Consider the following 19835-nt stretch of genomic DNA (forward strand, 5'->3'; position numbering starts at 1 on the left):
GCGCGCGCCGCGTCAGGCGGTGGTGCTGGCGCGCAGGCGCGCCAGCTCGGGCGCCGGGTCCAGCCCGCGCCCTTCGAGCCAGGTGCGGTCGAACAGCGTTTCTTCGTAGCGCTCGCCGCGGTCGCAGAGCAGGGTGACGATCGCGCCGCGCTTGCCCCAGGTGCGCAAGCGCCCCGCGAGCTGCAGGCAGGCAACGAAATTGGTGCCCGAGGAACCGCCGTAGCGCCGCCCCAGCAGCTCCTCGAGCAGCCAGGCGGCGGCGATGGACTGCACGTCCGGCACCTCGACCACGTCGTCCACGACCTCGAACAGGAAGCCCGGCTCCACGCAGGGGCGGCCGATGCCCTCGATCACCGTCGGCTGCAGCGCGCGCGCGTTGCGGTTGCCGCTGCGCCAGCCCAGCGCGAAGCCGGCGCCCTGCGGCTCGGCGACGCATAGCTGGGTGTGCAGGCCGCGGTAGCGCAGGTACCGCCCGATCGTCGCCGAGGTCCCGCCGGTGCCGGCGCCGCACACGATCCACGCCGGTTCCGGATGCTGCTCGTGCTCCAGCTGTCCGATGATGGACTCGGCGATGTTGTTGTTGCCGCGCCAGTCGGTGGCGCGCTCGGCGAGCCCGAACTGGTCCAGGTGGCAGGCGCCGCGCGAGGCATGCCACTGCGCCCGCGCCTGCACCTCGCCAGGGTCCTCGACCAGGTCGCAGCGGCCGCCGAGGGCTTCCACCGCCTCGACCTTGCGCGGCGCCGTGCAGGCCGGCATCACCGCGGTGAAGGGGATGCCGAGCAGGCGCGCGAACCAGGCCTCCGAGATCGCGGTGCTGCCCGAGGAGGCGTCCACCACCGGCTGGCCCGGTCGCAGGCGGCCGTTGCACAGGGCGTACAGGAACAGCGAACGCGCGAGCCGGTGCTTGAGGCTGCCGCTCGGGTGCGCAGCCTCGTCCTTGAAGTAGAAGTCGATGCCCGGGAACGCCGGCAGCTGCAGGTGCAGCAGGTGGGTGTCCGCCGAGCGCCGCGCCTCGCGGCGCAGGACCTCCAGCGCTTCCTCGGTCCAGACGCGCGGTTCGCGCGGCCGCCCGGCGCCGTCAGCGGGCGTCTGCGAGAGCGCGGACACGGGTCGTGAGATGTTCGAAGTAGCCATGGATGTAGCTGATCCCGTTCTCGTGGTCGATCAGATAGGGGTTCATCAGCGTGTGGCGCAGGATCACCAGGCAGGCGTCCCCTTCGCCTGCAGGCGGATCGAGTCCGAGCCGGTCCACGATCCTTTTCCTGTCTTCGTGGTCCAGGCCATCCAGGTGCAGGGTGGTGACCGAACCGAAGTACTCCCGGACCTGCAGCGGCTGGCTCGGATCGCTGTTCAGGCCTCGATGGAGTTCACGCACGAAGGCGCTGGCAACGGCCAGTTCCCGGTTCCCGGCCGGGTTGAGGGCGAGGCAGACCAGGTTGCTGTCGGGGGCGAAGGGGACGGTCGCCCGGCAGATGTCCGATACCGCCCCGGAAAACCGTTCCGCGGCGGCGTGGAAGGCCTCGGCGGCGCGGATCGAGTGCGCCTGCAGCCGGCCCAGGCCGGCGTGGTCGAGCGGTAGCACCCGGTGGGTCACGAAGGCGGCCGCGGCCGCGGCCCCCGGCTTCGAGCCCTCGATGGTGTAGCGGCCCAGGCTGCGGTAGTGGCGCAGGTAGTCCGCCGGGCCTTCGGAATGGAACACGTAGTCGGCACCCTCGGCCAGCAGTGGCATGGCGCGGTGGTCGCGGCACACGAACGCGCCGGCGCCGTAGGGCAGGTAGCCGAGCTTGTGCGGGTCCACGGTGATCGAGTCGCAGCGGGACAGCGCAGCGAAGGCCGCGTGCACGCCAGGGGACGGGAAGGCCTGGAAGCCGGCCGCCACCTCGTCGCGGCTGCGCAGGTTGCCGTCGGGATCGCGGAACAGGCTGGCGAGGTAGCCGCCCCAGGCGGCATCCACGTGCACCGCCGTGCCCAGGCCGCGCCCGGCCGCGGCGTCGCGGGCGTCGCAGATGCGGTCGAGCGGATCGATGCTGCCGTACTCGGTGGTGCCGAGTACGCCCACCACCATCAGCACCGGTTGCCGGCGGCGGGCGCAGTCGTCGAGCATCTCCGCCAGCGCAGCGGCGTCCATGCGCATGTCGTGCTGCGGCACCGCGCGCAGTTGCGCGCGCCCGAGCCCGAGCAGCTTCATGCCCTTGCTCCACGAGTAGTGCGCGGTTGCGGGGGCCAGCACCACCGGCACCTGCAACTCCGGATGCGCCTGCAGGAACCCGGCCAGGCCGAGCTGCTCGAGCCGCTGCGCCTGCACGCGCTGCTGCCAGTGCCGGCGCGCCTCCGGCTCCAGGCCCGCGAGCCAGTCCTGCCAGTCCTGCAGCAGGACGATGCCTGCGGCCGGCGCCAGGTTGAAGGCGGCGTGGTCGTCGTCCGGGAGCGCGAGCCCGGGCACCCGCGCCGCGCGCAGCGCCACCGGGAACGCCTTCAGCGCCAGCGCCAGGCGCAGCGCCTGCAGGTTCGCCGAGGTGCCGCCGGAGGCCAGGTGCCCGAAGGCGCAGTCCGGTCGCGACGGGTCGTGGCGGTAGCCGAACATGCGTGCGAGCTGGAGGCCGACCTGGACCTCCATGTCCGCCGTCACCGGCGCGGCGTCCTCGCTCACGTTGTTCGGGTTGTACGGAAGCGTGAGGATCTGCGCCGCCAGCCCCGGCAGCAGCAGGTCGGAGACCATGTGCCCGATGTAGCGGGGGCTGTGGAAGGGCACCGAGCGCTTCAGCGCCGCCGAAAGCTGGTGCAGCTCGCGGCGCATGCGCGCCTCCATCCGCTGGTAGCCGGCACGCTGGGCGGCGCTGGTCGGGATCGGCGGCGGGTCCTCGGGATGGAAATTGCGGCGCCAGTAGACGTGGTCGCGCAGGAACTCCACCACCAGCTTCTCGAGCAGGGTGTCGTTCTCCCCGTACGGCCCCAGGAAGCAGGCCTCGGTCATCCCCGGCTCGTCCTGGTGATGCATGTCGTCGTCGCGCGCAGGCAGGTCCATGCGCGCATGCTGCGGCCGCGGGCCGGCGCCGGCCCTGACCTGCATCAAGCGCCGGTCAGGCCAGGTAGGGCAGCAGCCAGCCCCAGGGATGGTGCATGCGCGCGATGCCGACCACCGCCAGGAACGCGAGCAGGGCGAGCAGGTAGAACAGCGCCTTGCGGCCGCGCGTGCGCCCGCGCTTCAGCGCGAACACGCCGAGCACGATGTAGACCACGACCAGCACCAGCTTCACCGTCAGCCAGCCGTTGGCGAACATCGCCCCCGGCAGGATGGTCAGCAGCATCAGCGCCGCGGTCAGCAGCACGGTGTCGATGGCGTAGCTCAGGTAGCGCACCGGAGCCCACAGCGGCCAGCGCATGCCCAGCAGCACGCCGAGCCCGCGCAGCGCGAACAGGCTGCCGCTCAACGCGACCGCCAGGATGTGCGCGGACTTGATCTGCGGGTAGAACTCGAGCATCGGCTCAGCCCGGCCGGCCGTCGGCGCGCGGCGACAGGTAGATGCCCAGCGAGCGCAGCACCCATGGCACGAACGCGAGCACCCAGCCGATCGCGGCCGCGGCCTGCCACGCCATCTGGTCCGGAACCAGTTCCGCCACCACCCGCGTCACGGTCACCAGCTGGATGATCACGAACGCGAACACGGCCACGCCGCCGAACACCAGCGGGCGCCCGGAATGTCCCTGGGTGACGCGCGTGACCATGGCCACCAGCAGGCTGCCGAAGAAGCCGATGAACATCGCGTGCGCCGGCGCGCGGCCCAGCAGGTAGCCCTCGCCGGCGAGATAGAGCAGGCTCTGCATGATGTACAGCAGCAGTGCGACCGGCAGCCAGGCGTAGCCCCAGAACAGCACCCGCGCCAGCAGCGGCCCGCCACCCCGCGGCCAGTTGCGGAACAGCCAGGTGCCCGACAGGCCGAGCAGCAGGACGTCCGGCAGCCACAGCCACGCGTAGGCATGGACCAGCTCGAGCGCCAGGTGGGCCAGCGCCAGCGGCCAGAACGCGGCCAGCACCCACATCGCGCGCCATGGACGGTATCCGGGCACGACGTTCCCCGCGAAGAACGGGAACATCCTGTGCGCGACGGTGAAGTACACCGGCAACAGCAGGCCGAAGCTGCCGATCTTGATCGCCGCGAACGCGAGCCGCGCATCGGCAAGGTGCAGGTACGCCGCGTAGGCGAGGAAACCCGCGAAGCCGAACAGCATCGCGGCACCGCACGACAGCGCATGCCAGGTGCGGGCCTGGTCGTGCCACAGCCAGCGCAGCAGGTAGAACAGGCCGGTGGCCCAGCCGGCGATGGTCAGCAGCGCGCCCAGGTGGAGCAGGTGCGGCGGGCCGAGCACCCCCGCGAGCGTAAGCAGCTGCCCGCCGAACAGGCCGACGCCGACCGGGACGTAGTGCCAGCGCGTCAACTCCCGTTGCCCCATCCAGCGCGGGAACACCGTCAGCAGGAACCCGAACATGAAGGGCGCCAGCACCTGGTACTGCATCACGATGGCGTGCAGCCAGCCCGCGTAGACGGCAGGCTGCCGGAGCCCGGGCAACTGCCAGCGCACGTCCACCAGCCACACCGCCCACCACAGCATCGCCAGCAGCACGTTGGCCGCGCCGATCGCGAACATCAGCCGGTGCGGCGCGTCGGCCAGCAGCCGCGGCGACAGGCCCTTGCCTGCCGCCACACCGCCGGTGCCCCCCTGCATGTTCATTCGTCCGCGGCGCCTTCCGCGCCGACCACGGCTTCCCGGGCCGGCGCGATCCACAGCCGCAGCACGAACCAGGCCAGCGCGATCGCGCCGATGCTGAAGACGGTGTCGCCGGGCACCCGCATCCATACCAGCAGGTCGACGATCGGCTTCTGCATGAACTCGGCCGAGCGCGCGTACCAGTAGCCGTGCTCGATCGCCGCCAGCAGCTGCATCGTGCCCAGCGGCAGCAGGGTCAGCACCGCCATCAGCGCCAGGCCCAGGTTGAGCGCCCAGAACGAGAGCTTGAGCGCGCCCGTGTTCCAGCGCATCTGCCCGCGCAGGCCGCGCATGCAGAACAGCACCAGCGCGATCCCGAGCATCCCGTACACGCCGAACAGCGCGGTATGCCCGTGCAGCGGAGTGAGGTTGAGCCCCTGCATGAAGTACAGCGAAAGCGGCGGGTTGATCAGGAAGCCGAACAGCCCCGCGCCGACGATGTTCCAGAACGACACCGCGATGAAGAACAGGATCGGCCACTTGTAGCGGACCATCCACGGCGTGGCCTGTCCAAGCTTCCAGGTGTGGTAGGCCTCGAAGCCGATGTAGGCCAGCGGCACCACCTCGAGCGCGCTGAAGCTGGCGCCGATCGCGACCACCGCGGTCGGGGTGCCGACGAAGTACAGGTGGTGCAGCGTCCCGAGCACGCCGCCGGCCATGAACACGATGGTCGCGAACAGCACCGCCACCGACGCGGTCGAGGTCCGGATCAGCCCCAGGCGGGTGAAGATCAGCGCCATCACCGCGGTCGCGAAGACCTCGAAGAAACCCTCGACCCACAGGTGCACCAGCCACCAGCGCCAGTACTCGACCTCCGAGATGTGGGTGTCGTGCCCCCACATCAGCGCCGAGCCGAAGAACAGGCCGATGCAGACGGTGGACAGGAACAGCAGGCCGACGATGGAGCGGGTGCCGGAGCGGGGGCCGCGCAGGATCGGCCACAACGCGCGGCCGACCAGCACCAGCCACAGCAGCAGCCCGACGAACAGGAACACCTGCCAGAAGCGGCCCATGTCGGCGTACTCCCAGCCCTGGTGGCCGAACCAGAAATTGGCCGCGTCGATGCCGATGCCCTTGTCCTGCATCACCGCCAGCCACTGGCCGGCGAACGAGCCGACCACGATCAGCAGCAGGCAGGCGAACAGGACGTTGACGCCGAGCCGCTGGAACCTGGGCTCATGCCCGGACAGCGCCGGCCCGATGTACAGGCCGGTGGCGAGCCAGGCCACCGCGATCCACAGCACCGCGAGCTGGGTGTGCCAGGTGCGGGTGATGGAGTAGGGCAGGATCTCGGCCAGGGCGAAGCCGTAGGCCTGCTGGCCCTCGACCTGGTAGTGCGCGGTGATCGCGCCCAGCAGGATCTGCGCCAGGAACAGCGCCAGCACCACCCAGAAGTACTTGGCGGTGGCGCGCATGGACGGAGTGATGCGCAGCGCCGCGAACGGATCGGTCGCGGGCACCAGGTGCGGTTCCTCCTCGCCGCGGCCGTGGCTCCAGGCGTGGTGCCAGCCGAGCAGGGCGATGCCGGCGATCAGGAACAGCACCGAGAAAGCCGACCACACCCACAGCGAGGGCGGCGGGGTATTGCCGATGAGCGGCTCGCTGGGCCAGTTGTTGGTGTAGGTGACCCGCTGCTCGGTGATCCCCGGCCCGGTCGGCGCCAGCGTCTCGCCGATCTTGCCGGGACGTTCGGTGCCCGCCGCCCAAGCGGTCCACCAGAAGAACGCGGACAGGGCACGCCGGTGTGCCGCGTCCGGCACCGTGTCGTTCTTCATGGCGTAGGCTTCGCGCAGCGCCGCGGTCGTCGGATCGTTGCCGAACAGGCTCTCGTAGTGCGCTGCCACGTTCGAGATCGCGGCCACGCGGTCGCGGTGCAGGGTGATGGTGCCGGTCGCCGGGTCGTAGGTGTTGCGGCGCATCAGCGCCTGCAGCCGGCCGCGCAGCGCCGCCTGCTCTTCTGCCGGCAGGTCGGCGTAGGTCGCCATCCCGCCGTCCGCGCGCGCCCACAGGTCGAGCAGGTTTACCGCCTCGCGGTGCAGCCAGTCGGCGCTCCAGTCCGGAGCGACGTAGGCGCCGTGGCCCCAGATCGATCCGAGCTGCATGCCGCCCATGGACTGCCAGACGCGGCGGCCGGTGAGGATGTCCTGCTTCGTGAACACCACGGTGCCGTCGTCGGCCACCACCTGTTCGGGGACCGGCGGTGCCTCGCGGAAGATCTCGGAGCCTGCCCAGAGCAGGACGCCGAAGGAAATGGCGAGCAACGCGCCGAGTGCGATCCAGAGCTTGCGGGTGTTGTCCATCTGGCCTCCTGCAGGTTGGCGGCATGGTGGCGACCACGCTGGCCGCGCTCCATGACCCAGGTCAAGCGGGGGTCAGGACTGGAGGATGCCGCCGGCCATGTTCTCGAGGCGTGGACGATCGGCGAGTTCGATCTCGCGCCGGTCCACGCGCACGACGCCCTCGTCCTGGAAGCGCTTGAGCACGCGGCTCACCGTTTCCGGCGCAAGCCGCAGGTAGTTGGCGATGTCGGTGCGCGCCATGGTCAGCTGGAAGCGGTCCGGCGAGAAGCCGCGCGCGGCCAGCCGCCGCGACAGCCCGACCAGGAACGCGGCCATGCGCTCGTCCGCGGTCCAGTCGCCGGCCAGCAGCGAGGCGGTGCCGATGTCGCGGCTGAGCAGCCGGAACAGGGTCTGCTGCAGCCCGGGCAGGCGGGTGGCCAGCACCGAGATCTGCGGGAACGAGAAGCGGCACAGGGTGACCGTGTCGAGCGCGACCGCATTGCACGGGTACCTGTCGCCGGCGATCGCGTTGAGCCCGATCACCTCGCCCGGCAGGTGGAAGCCGAGCACGTGCTCGCGGCCGTCACGGTCGATGCTGTAGGTCTTGACCGTACCGGCGCGCACCGCCGCGATCGCCTCGAACGGGTCGCCCTCGCGGAACACGTGCTCGCCGGCGTGGAACGGACCGATGTGCTCGACCAGCATGTGCAGGTCCTTCAGCGACGCCTTGTCCAGGCCCTGTGACAGGCAGGCGTGCGAGAACGCGCAGGTGGAGCAGAAGGTGAATTCGTCGCCGTCGTCGGCGACGATGCTGCGGTCGACGCGGGGAAAGGTGGTGCCGGTCACGTCGGGGCGTGCTCCATGGCCGGCGGGCAGGTCAGATGGCGCGCGAGAACCTGGGCGCGGCCCCTTCCGCCGGACGGCGCTTCGAGGGATCGTCGAGGTAACGGTCGAAACACATCGCAATATTACGCAACAACAGGCGTCCCTGCGTAGTGGCGGCGATGCGTTCGGCCTCGACCCGCACCAGGCCGTCCTCGACCAGCGGGTGCAGCCGGTCCAGCGCGTCGGCGAAGTATTCGGCGAAGTCGATCCCGTGGCGCCGCTCGAGCGCGGCCACAGGGATCTCGCCCTGGCACATGAGCTGCTGGATCAGCTCGGCCCGTAGGACGTCGTCCTCGTCCAGCTGCATGCCGCGGAACACCGGCAGGCGGCCCTCGTCCAGGGCGATCTGCCAGGACGGCAGGTCGCGCGGGTTCTGGCTGAAGCTGTCGCCGATGTGGCTGATGGCGCTGACCCCCAGGCCGACCAGGTCGCTGTCGGCGTGGGTGGTATAGCCCATGAAGTTGCGGTGCAGGGTGCCGCGCTGCTGCGCCTGCGCCAGGTCGTCGTCGGGCAGCGCGAAGTGGTCCATGCCGATGTAGGCGTAGCCGGCCGCGGTCAGCTTCTCGATCGCCAGCTGCAGCAGCGACAGCTTGGTGGCCGGGTCCGGCAGGTCCTCCGCATTGATCTGCTTCTGCGCCTTGAACAGCTCCGGCAGGTGCGCGTAGCTGTAGACCGCCAGCCGGTCCGGGCGCATTTCGAGCACCGTGTCGAGCGTGCGCGCGAAGCCGCCGGGCGACTGTTTCGGCAGCCCGTAGATCAGGTCGACGTTGACCGAGCGGAACCCGCCCTCGCGGCAGGCGTCCACCACCGCGCGGGTCTCCTCGACCGACTGGATGCGGTTCACCGCCTGCTGCACGACCGGGTCGAAGTCCTGCACCCCGAAGCTGGCGCGGTTGAAGCCGATCTCGCCCAGCGCCAGCACGTCGCGCGCGTTGGTGTAGCGCGGGTCGAGTTCGATGGACAGGTCGCGATGGGGCGAGTCGGAGAAGCGGAAATGGCTGCGCAGGGTGTCCACGAGGTCGCCGAGCTGCGCCGGCGACAGGAAGTTGGGCGTGCCGCCGCCCAGGTGCAGCTGGATCACCTCGCGGTCGCGGTCGAACAGTTCCGCGGCCAGCGCGATCTCGCGGTACAGGCGCACCAGGTAGGTTTCGCCGCGGGCGAGGTCGCGGGTGATGATCCGGTTGCAGCCGCAGTAGAAGCACGGGCTCATGCAGAACGGCACGTGCACGTACAGCGACAGCCGGCGCGGGATCGGGTCGCCGTTGCTGGCGGCCGCGGCGGCGCGCAACTGGTCCTCGCCGAACGCCGTGCTGAATTGCGGCGCGGTCGGGTAGGAGGTGTAGCGCGGCCCGGGCCGGTCGTAACGGCGGAGCAGGGCAGCATCGAAGCGGGGATTGGCGTACATGCGATGCAGGCTAGCGGCGGCGCGCGCCGCGGGCCTTGACCCTGGTCAAACCGGGCGCGCGCCGCCCGCGCGGTTTGCCGGATTCGTTCACGCCGCGTCGGACAGCGGGCAGCCGAGCGAGGCCAGCGCCGAATCCAGCGATTGCTTGCGCTGCTCGGCGGACACGGCCAGGCCTTCGGCGCGCACGAACGCGATGTCGGTGATGCCCATGAAGCCGAACATGTAGCGCAGGTAGGGCTCCTGGAAGTCGGCGCCGCTGTGCTGGTGGAAGCCGCCGCGGCTGCTGGCGATCACCACCTGCTTGCCGCCGGCCAGGCCCTCGGCCATGCCCTGCTCGTTGTAGCGGAAGGTCTTGCCGGCGACCGCCAGGCGGTCGATCCAGGCCTTGAGCGTGGACGGGATGGCGAAGTTGTACATCGGCGCGCCGACCACGACGACGTCGGCGTCCAGGAACTCCTGCATCACCCCGTCGGCGGCGGCCGCCTCGGCCGGGTCGGCCTTGGCCAGGGAGCCGCCGCTCAGGTGCGGCAGCGGGCTGGCGGCGAGGTCGCGGTAGGTGACCCGCAGGCCCGGCTCGGCGGCCTTGCGGCTGGCCACGATGGCGGCGCTGAGGCGGCGGCTGGCGGAATCCTGGCCGAGGATGCTGGAGTCGACGTGGAGGAGGTTCATGGCGTTCCCTTTGCGTGTTTTCGGAGCGGCGCCTGCCGCGAGGGACCCATGGTGGATCGTTGCCAGCGTGGAATTAAGCTGGTCTGATATGACGGTACGTTCCCCGGATGGAACGGTCGGCCGTCGCCCATGCACGATCTCAACGATCTCTACTACTTCGCCGTGGTGGTCGAGCACGGCGGCTTCGCGGCCGCCGAACGCGCGCTCGGGATTCCCAAGTCGCGCCTCAGCCGCCGCATCAGCCAGCTCGAGTCGGAACTCGGGGTGCGCCTGTTGCAGCGCTCGACCCGGCGCTTCGCGGTGACCGACGTCGGCACCCACGTCTACCGCCACGCCCAGACGATGCTCGAGGAGGCACAGGCTGCGCGCGATGCCGTCGACCGGCTCAGCGCGACGCCGCGCGGCGTGGTCCGCGTGAGCGTGCCGGTCAGCCTGGCGCAGCAGGAGATCCCGGCGCTGCTGCCGGACTTCCTCGCGCTGTACCCGGAGGTGCGGCTGCAGTTCCACGTCAGCAACCGGCGCGTGGACCTGATCAACGAAGGCATCGACGTCGCGATCCGCGTGCGCACGCGCCTGGACGACGACGGCGAGCTGGTGCTGCGCACCTTCGGCCCGATCCAGAGCCTGCTGGTGGCGAGCCCGAAGTACCTCGACGGCATGGGCCGGCCGGCGAGCCCGGAGGAACTGGAGAACGAACACGTCACGCTGAGCCTGGGCGAGGACGAGACCAACCAGTCCTGGGAGCTGCACGGCCCGGCGGGGGAGGTCAGGCGGATCGCGTTGCGCCCGCGCGTGGCCGGTTCCGACTTCCCGCTGCTGCGCTCGCTGGCGACGCGCGGCATCGGCATCACGCTGATGCCGGAGACCATGTGCGCCGATGCCTTGCGCAAGCGCGAGCTGGAAGTCGTGCTGCCGGAGTGGCGCCTGCCGGAGGGCATCTGCCACGCGGTGTTCGCGTCGCGCCGCGGGCTGCTGCCGGCGGTGCGGGTGTTCATCGACTACCTCGCCGAACGCATGCCGCCGCTGCTGGGAGCCGGGCGCGTGCGCTAAGCTGCGCGCCACGGAGAGGTGGCCGAGCGGTTTAAGGCAGCGGTCTTGAAAACCGCCGTCGTGGCGACACGACCGTGGGTTCGAATCCCACCCTCTCCGCCATCCCCGCCGCGGTGAACGCGGGTCGCCGGCTTGTCGGCGCGGCCACGCCCGCCTAGTCTGGCCCTGTTCCAGGGAGGCCGGATGGCGATTCGCGTCTACATCATCGACGACCACGCGCTGGTGCGGACCGGCATGCGCATGATCCTGTCCGCCGAGCCGGACATCGACGTCGTCGGCGAGGCCGACAGCGGCGAGGCGGCGCTACCGGAGGTGCGCAGGCTCAAGCCCGACGTGGTGCTGTGCGACCTGCACCTGCCGGGCGTCAGCGGCCTGGAGGTGACCGAGCGCATCGTGCGCGGCGACCACGGCACGCGCGTCGTCGTGGTCTCGGTGCTGGAGGACGGGCCGCTGCCGCGGCGCCTGATCGAGGCCGGCGCGTCCGGCTACGTCGGCAAGGGCGGCAACGCCTCGGAACTGCTGCGCGCGGTGCGCACCGTGGCCGCCGGCCGCCGCTTCCTGGCCAGCAGCGTGGCGCAGAAGCTGGCCCTGTACGGCATGGACGGACGGCAGTCGCCGTTCGAGGCGCTGTCGCCGCGCGAGATGGAGGTGGCGATGCTGTTGACCCAGGGCCTGCGACAGGAGGACATCGCACGGCGCCTCAGCCTCAGCGCCAAGACCGTCAACACGCACAAGTCGCGCCTGTTCGAGAAGCTCGGGATCAAGGACCCGATCGCGCTCGCGCGCCTGGCCAGCCAGTACGGGCTGGTGGATCCCGCCGACGTCGTGGCCTGACCGGCCTGCCGCCCCACGGGGAGGCGGCAGGCACGCAAGTCACGCGCTGCGCTTTTCGGCGTCCTCGTCCAGCGATTCGGGCTGCACCGGCTCGTCCGCCGCTTCCTCCGAAGTCGCGTCGGCTGCGGCCTCGGCCGGTGGCTGCACCGGTTCCGGCTCGGGCAGGGCATCGAACAGGCCCGGGGTGGACTCGGTCGCAAGGCCCGGCGGCGCATCGGCGTCGGCCGCGGGCACTGCTGCTTCCGGCGCGGGATCGGGCGTGGTCTCCGCCACAGGCGCGGTTTTTTCAGCCACGAACTCGGGTTCGGCCTCGGTGGCGACGGCCTGCGGTGGCTCCACCGTCCCGGGAACGGCAGGCGCCTTTTCCGGAGCGGCTTCCACGGGCGCCTGGATCGCTTCCGCGGCGGCAGCCGCCGGCGCGTTGTCGTCGAAGTCGAACTCCGGCTGCGAGCGCTGCGCGGGTGCGACGTCGGCGTCCTGCGCGTCGGTGTCGGCGCCGGCCTGCCCGTCGTTCCCGGACGCCGCCGCCTCGGCGTTGCGACGGCGGCGACGGCCACCGCGGCGACCGCGACGGCGACGCCCGCTACCTTCGCCGGACGCCTGCTCGCCAGCCGCGGGCGCAGCCGAAGCACCGGCCTGCGGATCGTTGCCGGCAGGAGCCTGCGCGTCGTCGTTGCCGGCAACCTGCGGGGTGGCATCGCGCGCGGACTCGTCGCGCGCCTGCGCGGGCGCCACGGTGACTGCGGCCGCGGCTGCTGCCGTGGCCTCGGCGGGCGCGGCGACGTCCTTCCGGACTTCGGACTCGGCGGCCGGCGCGGGCCTGGACGCCTCGTTGCGCTGCTGCCGCTGCGCCTTCGGCTGCTTCTGCTTAGGCGGCTGCTCCTGGCGCTGCCTGTCCTGCTTTTCCTGGCGCTCCTGGCGGTTGCCGCGCTCCTGCTTCTGCTGGCCGTTGTCCTGCTTGCGCTGGCCGCGGCCGCCGCGACGGTTGCCGCGCTCGCCGCGCTCGCTGCGGTCATTGCCGCGCTCCGGGCGCTCGTTGCGCTCGCCGGAGCGGCCGCCCTGCGGCTTGCGCCGCGACTGCGGCTTGCCGGCCACGGTCGGCTCGCCGGCCCCGAAGAAACCGAGGATCCGGTCCCACAGGCCGGTGCCGCGTTCCTGCGCCTGCACGGACTCGACCGGCGCGGGCGGGGCCTCCTCGCGCGGCTCGCGCACGGGCGCAGGCTGCGCCGGGCGCACGTTGGTCACCGCGGCCGCGGGCGGCACGTTGAGGTTGGCCTTGGTCAGGGCGATGGTCGCGAGCTTGCGCGGGGTGCCGCGCTGGTAGCTCGGGCGGCTGCTCTCCTCGCCGAGCTCGTTCTCGCGGATGCGCGTGACCTCGTAATGCGGGGTCTGCAGCTGCGGATCGGCGACGATCACGATCGGGGCGCCGTGGCGCTTCTCGATGCCGGCGAGCGCGCGGCGCTTCTCGTTGAGCAGGTAGTTGGCGATCTCCACCGGCGCCTGCACCAGCACCTGGCCGGTGTTGTCCTTCATCGCGTGCTCCTCGGAGACGCGGATGATGGACAGCGCCAGCGACTCGATGCTGCGCATGCGGCCGTGGCCCTCGCAACGCGGGCACACCACCTGGCTCGACTCGCCCAGGCTCGGGCGCAGGCGCTGGCGCGACATCTCCAGCAGGCCGAAGCGCGAGATGCGGCTGAGCTGCACGCGCGCGCGGTCCGAACGCAGCGCCTGCTGCAGCCGGTTCTCGACCTCGCGCTGGTGCTTGTTTGAGGACATGTCGATGAAGTCGATCACCACCAGGCCGCCGAGGTCGCGCAGGCGCATCTGGCGCGCGACCTCCTCGGCCGCCTCCAGGTTGGTGTGGAACGCGGTCTCCTCGATGTCGCTGCCCTTGGTGGCGCGCGCCGAGTTGACGTCGACCGCGGTCAGGGCCTCGGTCTGGTCGATCACCAGCGCGCCGCCGGAGGGCAGGCGCACCTCGCGCTCGTAGGCGTTCTCGATCTGCGATTCGATCTGGAAGCGGTTGAACAGCGGGACGTCGTCGGTGTAGTGCTTGAGCTTGCGCAGGTTGTGCGGCATCACCTGCTCGACGAACTCGCGCGCCTCCTCGTACATCTCCGGCGTGTCCACCAGGATCTCGCCGATGTCCGGGCGCATGTAGTCGCGCAGCGCGCGGATGATCAGGCGCGACTCCTGGTAGATCAGGAACGGCGCCGGCTTGCTCAGCGCGGCCTCGGCCACCGCCTTCCAGACGCTCAGCAGGTAGTCGAGGTCCCACTGCAGCTCTTCCGCGTCGCGGCCGACGCCGGCGGTGCGGATGATCACGCCCATGTCGTCGGGGATGGCGAGCGCGTCCATCGCCTTCTTCAGCTCGGCGCGGTCCTCGCCCTCGATCCGGCGCGAGACGCCGCCGGCGGTGGGCGAGTTGGGCATCAGCACCATGTAGCGGCCGGCCAGCGAGATGAAGGTGGTGAGCGCGGCGCCCTTGTTGCCGCGTTCCTCCTTCTCGACCTGGACCACCACTTCCTGGCCCTCGCGCAGCAGCTCCTTCAGGCCGGCCTTGGACGGGTCCACGCCGGCGCGGAAGTAGTCGCGCGAGATCTCCTTGAGCGGGAGGAAGCCTTGGCGCTCGCCGCCGTACTCGACGAAGGCGGCCTCAAGCGACGGCTCGAGCCGGGTGATGCGGCCCTTGTAGATGTTGGACTTCTTCTGTTCCTTCGACGGCTGCTCGATGTCGATGTCGTACAGCGACTGGCCGTCGACGATCGCGACCCGCAGTTCTTCCGCCTGGGTCGCGTTGATCAGCATTCTTTTCATTGTCTGGCGTCCTTCGCGCATTCCTGCTCGCGACGGCGCCGTGGGGCGTTTCGCCTCTGGATCCACACCGCAAGTCCCGCTGCGCACCGGGGCAGCGGCGGGACCCCCAGGTTTTCCAGCGCTACGACACCACGGCGGGCCGCGGGAGCGCTTGTTCGTTCTCGTATCCGTTTCGGGCCGGCGTCGCGCCACGGCCTTCGGGCCTGCGCGACGCACGGGTCATTGTTCAGCGCCGGCGTCTGACGCGCCGGGCGATGGCCGGGCCTGCCGGCGAGCCGCTAACATGGCCGCCCCGGGGGCGGAGGTCGCGCACTGCTGCCGGAATCGCGCGGGAGGCGGGCTTTCGGCCCTGGCTGCAACTCCCTGCGAAATCAAACCCTTATCTCGCGCGGCGAGTGTAGCAGATCAAGGCACGCCATGGCCCTTCCCGACAAGCCGTCCGCCCGCACCGTGGAGGTGCCCGTGGACCGGGCCGGCCAGCGTCTGGACAACTTCCTCCTGGGCCAGCTCAAGGGCGCCCCGCGCAGCCTGGTCTACAAGCTGGTGCGCTCGGGCCAGGTCCGGGTCAATGGCGGCCGCGCGAAGGCCGAGCGCAAGCTGGAGGCGGGCGACGCGGTCCGGATCCCGCCGGTGCGGCTGGAGGAGGCGGCCGACCGGGGCACGCCGTCCCCCGGGATGCTCGAGGCGATGGCGGCCAGCATCGTGTTCGAGGACGCCCGGCTGCTGGCGATCAACAAGCCCTCCGGCGTGGCCAGCCACGGCGGCAGCGGCATTTCCTTCGGCGCGATCGAGACCCTGCGGGCGCTGCGGCCACGCGAGACGCTGGAACTGGTGCACCGGCTCGACCGCGACACCTCCGGCCTGCTGCTGGTGGCCAGGAAGCGCTCGGCGCTGGCGGAACTGCAGGCGCTGATGCGCGAGGACCGCGGCGGCATCTCCAAGCGCTACCTGGCGCTGCTGGCCGGGCGCATGCCGGACGGCACCATGAGCGTGGACGCGCCGCTGCACGTGGGCCTGCGCCAGGGCGGGGAGCGCCACGTGCGGGTGGACGCAGCCGGCAAGCCCTCGCTGAGCCATTTCCGGCTGCTGGAACGGCGCGGCGGGCAGTCCTGGTGCGAGGTCCGCATCGACACCGGCCGCACCCACCAGATCCGGGTGCACGCGCAGCACATCGGCCACCCGGTGGCCGGCGACGACAAGTACGGGGACCCGGAGGCGAACCGGCGCCTGCGCGGGAAAGCCGGCCTGAAGCGGCTTGCGCTGCACGCGGCCTCGCTGGAATTCGCGCTCGACGGCGGCCGCGCCTCCTACCTGCTCAACGCGCCGCTGCCCGACGATCTCACCGCGGTGCTAGACCGGCTCGTGTGACAGGTTAAGTCGCTCGCTTCGCTTCGCTGTGAGCGGCGGCTTCGCCGCCTGTGAGCGGGCGCTACGCGCCCTTGTAAACAGGAAAATCAAGAGCTTTTGCTCTTCCTGTTTACAGCGAGCGCAGCGAGCGACTTACCAGGCGGCGCAGCCGCCGCTCACAGGCCGCGCAGCGGCCGACTTACCCAGCAAGGGTGCTGGCGCGGGCGGCGCAGATGAAGTCGTTCTCGGTCAGGCCGCCGGCATCGTGGGTCGAATAGCGCACCACGCAGCGGTCGTAATGCACCGACAGGTCCGGATGGTGGTCCTCGCGGTTGGCCATGTGCGCCAGCGCGTTCACGAACGACATCGTGCGGTAGTAGTCCTTGAAGGTGAAGGTCCGCACCAGCGCCTTGCCGCCTTCGGCAAGCTCCCAGCCGGGCACCTGTGGCTGCAGTTCGCGCAGTTGCGCCTCGGTGAGCCGGTGCTCGCTGCCGCGGCGGGCGATGCAATGGGCCTGGTCGAGGGGAACGAGGTCGGGCATGTCTTCAGCCTCCGGCCGGTCGGGCTGGCTAGAATAGCCCCATGATCGAAATCTCCGAATCGGCGCAGGCGCACTTCAACCGCCTGATCGAACGCGAGGGCATCCCGGGGCTGGGCGTGCGCCTCGCCGCGCGCCAGCCGGGCACGCCTTCCGCCGACGTGCGGCTCGAGTTCGCGGGGCCCGACGACCTGTCCGGCGACGAATGGGCGATCGATTGCGCCGGCTTCACGCTGTGGGTGGACGCCGCCAGCGTACGCTGGCTCGATGGCGCATTCATCGACTACGAGCAGAAGCCGGCGGGCGGCCAGTTGCAGATCCGCGCACCGAAGATCAAGGGCGAGGAACCGGACGCGTCGGCGTCGCTGGTGGAGCGCGTGCGCTGGGTCATCGAGCACGAGATCAACCCGCAGCTCGCCATGCATCGCGGCAATGTCGCGCTCCAGGAGGTCACGGGCGAAGGCGTGGTCGTGCTCCGCTTCGGCGGCGGCTGCCACGGCTGCGGAATGGTGGACGTGACCCTGCGCAACGGCATCGAGAAGACGCTGTTGGCCAGGGTGCCGGGGGTGACCGCGGTCCGCGACGCCACCGACCACGACACCGGACAGGCTCCGTACGTGCCGCGCGACGCCGCGTAGGGCGCGGACGGCGACGGGCGTCCCCCGAGGATGTTCACCTCCGCCGAACTGATCGAAGCCCTGCGCAGGCGCCAGCGCTGGTCGCTGCGTCCGCAGCATCCCGCCGGCGAGTTCCCGCCCGGGTGGCGTGCCTGGTTCGCCGCGCTGCGCGAACGCATGGGCACGATCAGCGGCGCCACCGCGGACGCGATCGTTGCGCTGATGCTGCAGCGCGAACTGCGGCAGGTGCCGCGCAGGCTGCCGAAGCTCAACGACTGGCAGGCCTTCACCACGCTCTGGCGGCAGCAGTGGCACCCGGCGTCGCGCGACGAGCGCGGCCAGCGCATCGCGGCGATGACGGTGTCGGCGCTGGCGCAGTTCTTCATCGCGTTCTTCCTGCTGTGGGTGGGTTACGCCCGCTATGGCGGGGAGCCAATGCAGGACCTCGGCGACGACGTGGTGCAGGTCGAGTTCATCGGCGAGGGCACGCCGGAAGAGCAGGGCGGCGGCGCGGCCGCGGGGCCGGAGCCGGAACCGGCGGTCGCCAGCGAACCGGCGTCGGCCGCGCCCGCCGCGGCGCCTTCGCCTCCCGAGGCGCGTGTCGCCGAGGCCAGCCCGGCGCCGCCCGCACGTGCCGAACCCGAGCCGGAGCCCCAACCCGCCCCGCCTGCGCCGCCCGAACCCACGTCGCAGCCGGTGCAGGTCACCGAGGCGCCGCCGGTCGAGGATGCGCCGTTCGTGCTGCCGCCGCCGACCCCGCGCACCGTGGCGGTGCCGCGCGTCGAGGTGCGCGTGCCGCAACTCGCGCAAGAGGCCCGTGAGATCGAGGTGGTGGAAACGCCGGCCGTGCGCGCACAACCGCGCGACACCCCGGTGCGCGAAGTCCAGCTGGAGGTTCCGGAACTCGCCGCGGAAGTCCAGGCGCTGCCGGCGCCTGCGCCGCCCTTGCCCGATGCCACCGCGCGCCGCGTCGAGGTGCCGCAGGCGGCGATCCGCGTGCCCGGGCTGGCAACCGAACCGGGCGCGTTGCCGGCGGTGGCCGGCACCGGGGCGGAGGACGGCCGCGACGACGGCGAGGGCACGGACGCCGGCAGCACCACGGCCGCCACCGGAGCGGGCGAGCAGGGCGCCGGCACCGAGGATGGCAACGCGATGGTCGACGGGGGCACGGCGGTGGCCGGCAGCGGCGGCGGCCAGGCCACCGGGACCAACCCGGGCGCCGGTGCCGACCCCGCTGCTCCGGCAGGTGCGTTGCCGACGACCCGGGCCGGCGACGACTGGGGCCTGTCGGACCGCTACCGTCCGGGCGGGCAGGCCGGCACCGGGCTGTTCGACGAGACCGGCCGCCCGCGCCTGCCGCCGGGCGTCAAGCCGGAAGCCGGCGGCGGCCTGCCGCCGGGCACGGTCACCGCCGACATCCAGGACCTGGACCGCGAGGGCACCTGGCTCAAGCGGCCGCCGATCGGCTACGAGCCGACCCGCTTCGACCGCTACTGGCTGCCGGGCGGCACGCTGCTGGAGGAGTGGGTGCGACGCGGCATCCGCGAGGTCAGCATCGCGATCCCGGGAACCGGCAAGAAGATCCACTGCGTGGTGTCGCTGCTGGCGCTCGGCGGCGCCTGCGGCGTGGACGATCCCGACATGCAGGACCAGGAAGCGGAAGCGCGCCCGCCGCCGGACATCCCGTGGAAGCCCGCGTTGCAGGAGAACCAGGACGCGCTGTAGGGCCGGGGCGTGCCCGGCCCGGTGACGACCCCGCCTACAGGTGGCTGAGGTCGCGCAGCTCCGACGGCTGCGCCGCGAAGTAGGCGGCGAGGTCGGCGATCTCCTGGTCGGTCAGGTCCCTGGCCTGCGATGCCATCAGCGCGTTGCTGCGGGTGCCCGCGCGGTACATCTGCAGCGCGTGCGCCAGGTAGTCGCGGTACTGGCCGCCCAGCTTCGGATACGACGGATCGATCGGCGCGTTGCCGGCTTCGCCGTGGCAGTCGATGCAGGCCTGGCCGGTGGCCTTGCCCTTGCGCTGCGCAAGCTGCTCGCCGGAGGCGACGTTGCCTTCGGGGAGGCCGGCGGAGGAGCCCGACCGCGCGGGGGCTTCGTGGCCTTCGCCGCCGCCGCAGGCGGCGAGCATGGCGGAGGAAGCGAGCAGGACGAGGGCGAGGGCGTTGCGGAGGGGCTTGTTCGTCATGGGGCGGCTGCTCACTTCAGGCTCGACAGGAAGGCGGCGATGTCGGCGATGTCCTGTTCGGAGAAGCCCTGCGCCTGTGCCTGCATGGTCGGGTGCTGGCGGTTGCCCTGCCGGTACTCCGCCAGGGCGTTGGCCAGGTACGCCTCGGACTGCCCGGCGATCTTCGGCACGTGGTAGTTCGGGTACGCGTTGGTGTAGCCGGTGACGCCATGGCAGCCCTGGCAGGTGTAGGCCAGCACGCGTCCGCGTTCGGCGCTGCCGCCGGAGTTGGCCGTGGCCGTGGCCGTGTCGGCCGGGGTGGCGGGGGCGTCCTGGGCAACCGCGGCGGTGGCCGCGAGGCACAGGCAGGAGGCGATCAGCAACGCTCGGATCATGGGCTTGTCCGCATTCGAAACGAGGATGGGAAGCACGCTGCACGACAGCGCCGCGCGCAATCGCG

16 protein-coding genes, 1 tRNA gene and 1 pseudogene are annotated in these 19835 nt (G+C 71.5%); 6 read left to right on the top strand and 12 right to left on the bottom strand.

From position 1 onward, the window contains the following. Positions 1-12: 12 nt before the first annotated feature. The 8 genes from E4F25_RS02490 to E4F25_RS02525 all read right to left on the bottom strand — a co-directional run bounded on the left by E4F25_RS02490 (position 13) and on the right by E4F25_RS02525 (position 10005). Entirely contained in the window at positions 13-1107 is a 1095-nt protein-coding gene (locus E4F25_RS02490) for a PLP-dependent cysteine synthase family protein (protein ID WP_407062800.1), read from the bottom strand. Beyond that, positions 1079-3025, bottom strand: coding sequence for a pyridoxal phosphate-dependent decarboxylase family protein (locus tag E4F25_RS02495; RefSeq protein WP_246069710.1), 1947 nt, complete (start codon positions 3023-3025; stop codon positions 1079-1081). The genes E4F25_RS02490 and E4F25_RS02495 overlap by 29 nt, the downstream gene beginning before the upstream one ends. A 55-nt stretch (positions 3026-3080) precedes the next feature. Further along, on the bottom strand, positions 3081-3482 hold the full coding sequence (locus tag E4F25_RS02500; RefSeq protein WP_140908682.1) for a SirB2 family protein: 402 nt from the start codon (positions 3480-3482) through the stop codon (positions 3081-3083). Between the two features lie 4 nt (positions 3483-3486). Further along, positions 3487-4731 carry an NnrS family protein gene (locus E4F25_RS02505; RefSeq protein ID WP_140908683.1) on the bottom strand — a complete coding sequence of 415 codons (1245 nt, stop codon included), beginning with the start codon at positions 4729-4731 and terminating at the stop codon, positions 3487-3489. After that, positions 4728-7067 (bottom strand): nitric-oxide reductase large subunit, encoded by a 2340-nt coding sequence (locus E4F25_RS02510; RefSeq protein ID WP_140908684.1) that lies wholly within the window; start codon positions 7065-7067, stop codon positions 4728-4730. Before E4F25_RS02510 ends, E4F25_RS02505 begins: the two co-directional genes overlap by 4 nt. A gap of 72 nt (positions 7068-7139) precedes the next feature. Next, positions 7140-7892, bottom strand: coding sequence for a helix-turn-helix domain-containing protein (locus E4F25_RS02515; protein WP_140908685.1), 753 nt, complete (start codon positions 7890-7892; stop codon positions 7140-7142). 31 nt (positions 7893-7923) lie between these two features. Next, positions 7924-9336, bottom strand: a complete 1413-nt coding sequence (gene hemN / locus E4F25_RS02520) for an oxygen-independent coproporphyrinogen III oxidase (protein WP_140908686.1) — start codon at positions 9334-9336, stop codon at positions 7924-7926. Positions 9337-9423: 87 nt separating this feature from the next. After that, the gene (locus tag E4F25_RS02525; RefSeq protein ID WP_140908687.1) at positions 9424-10005 is read right to left on the bottom strand and encodes an FMN-dependent NADH-azoreductase; all 582 of its coding nucleotides are present in this window, start codon (positions 10003-10005) and stop codon (positions 9424-9426) included. Positions 10006-10134: 129 nt separating this feature from the next. On the opposite strand from E4F25_RS02525, the pseudogene E4F25_RS02530 reads away from it, so the two are divergent. From E4F25_RS02530 to E4F25_RS02540, 3 genes and pseudogenes are all read left to right on the top strand, one after another. Then, positions 10135-11049 (top strand): annotated as a pseudogene (locus tag E4F25_RS02530) (LysR substrate-binding domain-containing protein); the annotation flags it as partial. An 18-nt stretch (positions 11050-11067) separates the two neighbouring features. Beyond that, positions 11068-11157: transfer RNA gene (locus E4F25_RS02535), tRNA-Ser, on the top strand. An 81-nt stretch (positions 11158-11238) separates the two neighbouring features. Next, positions 11239-11889, top strand: a complete 651-nt coding sequence (locus tag E4F25_RS02540; RefSeq protein WP_140908689.1) for a response regulator — start codon at positions 11239-11241, stop codon at positions 11887-11889. Positions 11890-11928: 39 nt separating this feature from the next. On the opposite strand, the gene E4F25_RS02545 is transcribed toward E4F25_RS02540, so the two are convergent. After that, positions 11929-14709: an Rne/Rng family ribonuclease gene (locus tag E4F25_RS02545; RefSeq protein WP_140908690.1), complete on the bottom strand. Its 2781-nt coding sequence runs from the start codon at positions 14707-14709 to the stop codon at positions 11929-11931. Between the two features lie 417 nt (positions 14710-15126). Between E4F25_RS02545 and E4F25_RS02550 the strand changes: the two genes are divergently transcribed. Continuing rightward, positions 15127-16077: an RluA family pseudouridine synthase gene (locus tag E4F25_RS02550; RefSeq protein ID WP_140908691.1), complete on the top strand. Its 951-nt coding sequence runs from the start codon at positions 15127-15129 to the stop codon at positions 16075-16077. Between the two features lie 178 nt (positions 16078-16255). Here the strand turns inward: E4F25_RS02550 and E4F25_RS02555 are convergent, their stop codons facing one another. After that, positions 16256-16597 (bottom strand): 4a-hydroxytetrahydrobiopterin dehydratase, encoded by a 342-nt coding sequence (locus E4F25_RS02555; protein WP_140908692.1) that lies wholly within the window; start codon positions 16595-16597, stop codon positions 16256-16258. A gap of 41 nt (positions 16598-16638) precedes the next feature. On the opposite strand from E4F25_RS02555, the gene E4F25_RS02560 reads away from it, so the two are divergent. Next, positions 16639-17232 carry an NfuA family Fe-S biogenesis protein gene (locus E4F25_RS02560; protein ID WP_140908693.1) on the top strand — a complete coding sequence of 198 codons (594 nt, stop codon included), beginning with the start codon at positions 16639-16641 and terminating at the stop codon, positions 17230-17232. A gap of 30 nt (positions 17233-17262) precedes the next feature. Further along, positions 17263-18936 carry a hypothetical protein gene (locus E4F25_RS02565; protein WP_140908694.1) on the top strand — a complete coding sequence of 558 codons (1674 nt, stop codon included), beginning with the start codon at positions 17263-17265 and terminating at the stop codon, positions 18934-18936. Positions 18937-18970: 34 nt separating this feature from the next. Here E4F25_RS02565 and E4F25_RS02570 read toward each other — a convergent pair whose 3' ends face one another. Together E4F25_RS02570 and E4F25_RS02575 are read right to left on the bottom strand one after the other, a co-directional pair. Beyond that, complete coding sequence (locus E4F25_RS02570) at positions 18971-19396, bottom strand: c-type cytochrome (RefSeq protein WP_140908695.1); 426 nt, start codon at positions 19394-19396, stop codon at positions 18971-18973. An 11-nt stretch (positions 19397-19407) separates the two neighbouring features. After that, on the bottom strand, positions 19408-19767 hold the full coding sequence (locus E4F25_RS02575) for a c-type cytochrome (RefSeq protein ID WP_407062821.1): 360 nt from the start codon (positions 19765-19767) through the stop codon (positions 19408-19410). Positions 19768-19835: the final 68 nt, after the last annotated feature.

The sequence above is a fragment of the Cognatiluteimonas lumbrici genome (assembly GCF_006476065.1).
In the GTDB taxonomy this organism is placed as follows: Bacteria; Pseudomonadota; Gammaproteobacteria; order Xanthomonadales; family Xanthomonadaceae; genus Cognatiluteimonas; species Cognatiluteimonas lumbrici.

Excerpts from the sequence above, each read along its gene's own strand:
- E4F25_RS02570 (WP_140908695.1), bottom strand. The coding sequence starts at position 19,396 with ATGACGAACAAGCCCCTCCGCAACGCCCTCGCCCTCGTCCTGCTCGCT.
- E4F25_RS02510 (WP_140908684.1), bottom strand. The coding sequence starts at position 7,067 with ATGGACAACACCCGCAAGCTCTGGATCGCACTCGGCGCGTTGCTCGCC.
- E4F25_RS02540 (WP_140908689.1), top strand. The coding sequence starts at position 11,239 with ATGGCGATTCGCGTCTACATCATCGACGACCACGCGCTGGTGCGGACC.
- E4F25_RS02525 (WP_140908687.1), bottom strand. The coding sequence starts at position 10,005 with ATGAACCTCCTCCACGTCGACTCCAGCATCCTCGGCCAGGATTCCGCC.
- E4F25_RS02550 (WP_140908691.1), top strand. The coding sequence starts at position 15,127 with ATGGCCCTTCCCGACAAGCCGTCCGCCCGCACCGTGGAGGTGCCCGTG.
- E4F25_RS02545 (WP_140908690.1), bottom strand. The coding sequence starts at position 14,709 with ATGAAAAGAATGCTGATCAACGCGACCCAGGCGGAAGAACTGCGGGTC.
- E4F25_RS02495 (WP_246069710.1), bottom strand. The coding sequence starts at position 3,025 with ATGGACCTGCCTGCGCGCGACGACGACATGCATCACCAGGACGAGCCG.
- hemN (WP_140908686.1), bottom strand. The coding sequence starts at position 9,336 with ATGTACGCCAATCCCCGCTTCGATGCTGCCCTGCTCCGCCGTTACGAC.
- E4F25_RS02500 (WP_140908682.1), bottom strand. The coding sequence starts at position 3,482 with ATGCTCGAGTTCTACCCGCAGATCAAGTCCGCGCACATCCTGGCGGTC.
- E4F25_RS02555 (WP_140908692.1), bottom strand. The coding sequence starts at position 16,597 with ATGCCCGACCTCGTTCCCCTCGACCAGGCCCATTGCATCGCCCGCCGC.
- E4F25_RS02565 (WP_140908694.1), top strand. The coding sequence starts at position 17,263 with ATGTTCACCTCCGCCGAACTGATCGAAGCCCTGCGCAGGCGCCAGCGC.
- E4F25_RS02560 (WP_140908693.1), top strand. The coding sequence starts at position 16,639 with ATGATCGAAATCTCCGAATCGGCGCAGGCGCACTTCAACCGCCTGATC.
- E4F25_RS02505 (WP_140908683.1), bottom strand. The coding sequence starts at position 4,731 with ATGAACATGCAGGGGGGCACCGGCGGTGTGGCGGCAGGCAAGGGCCTG.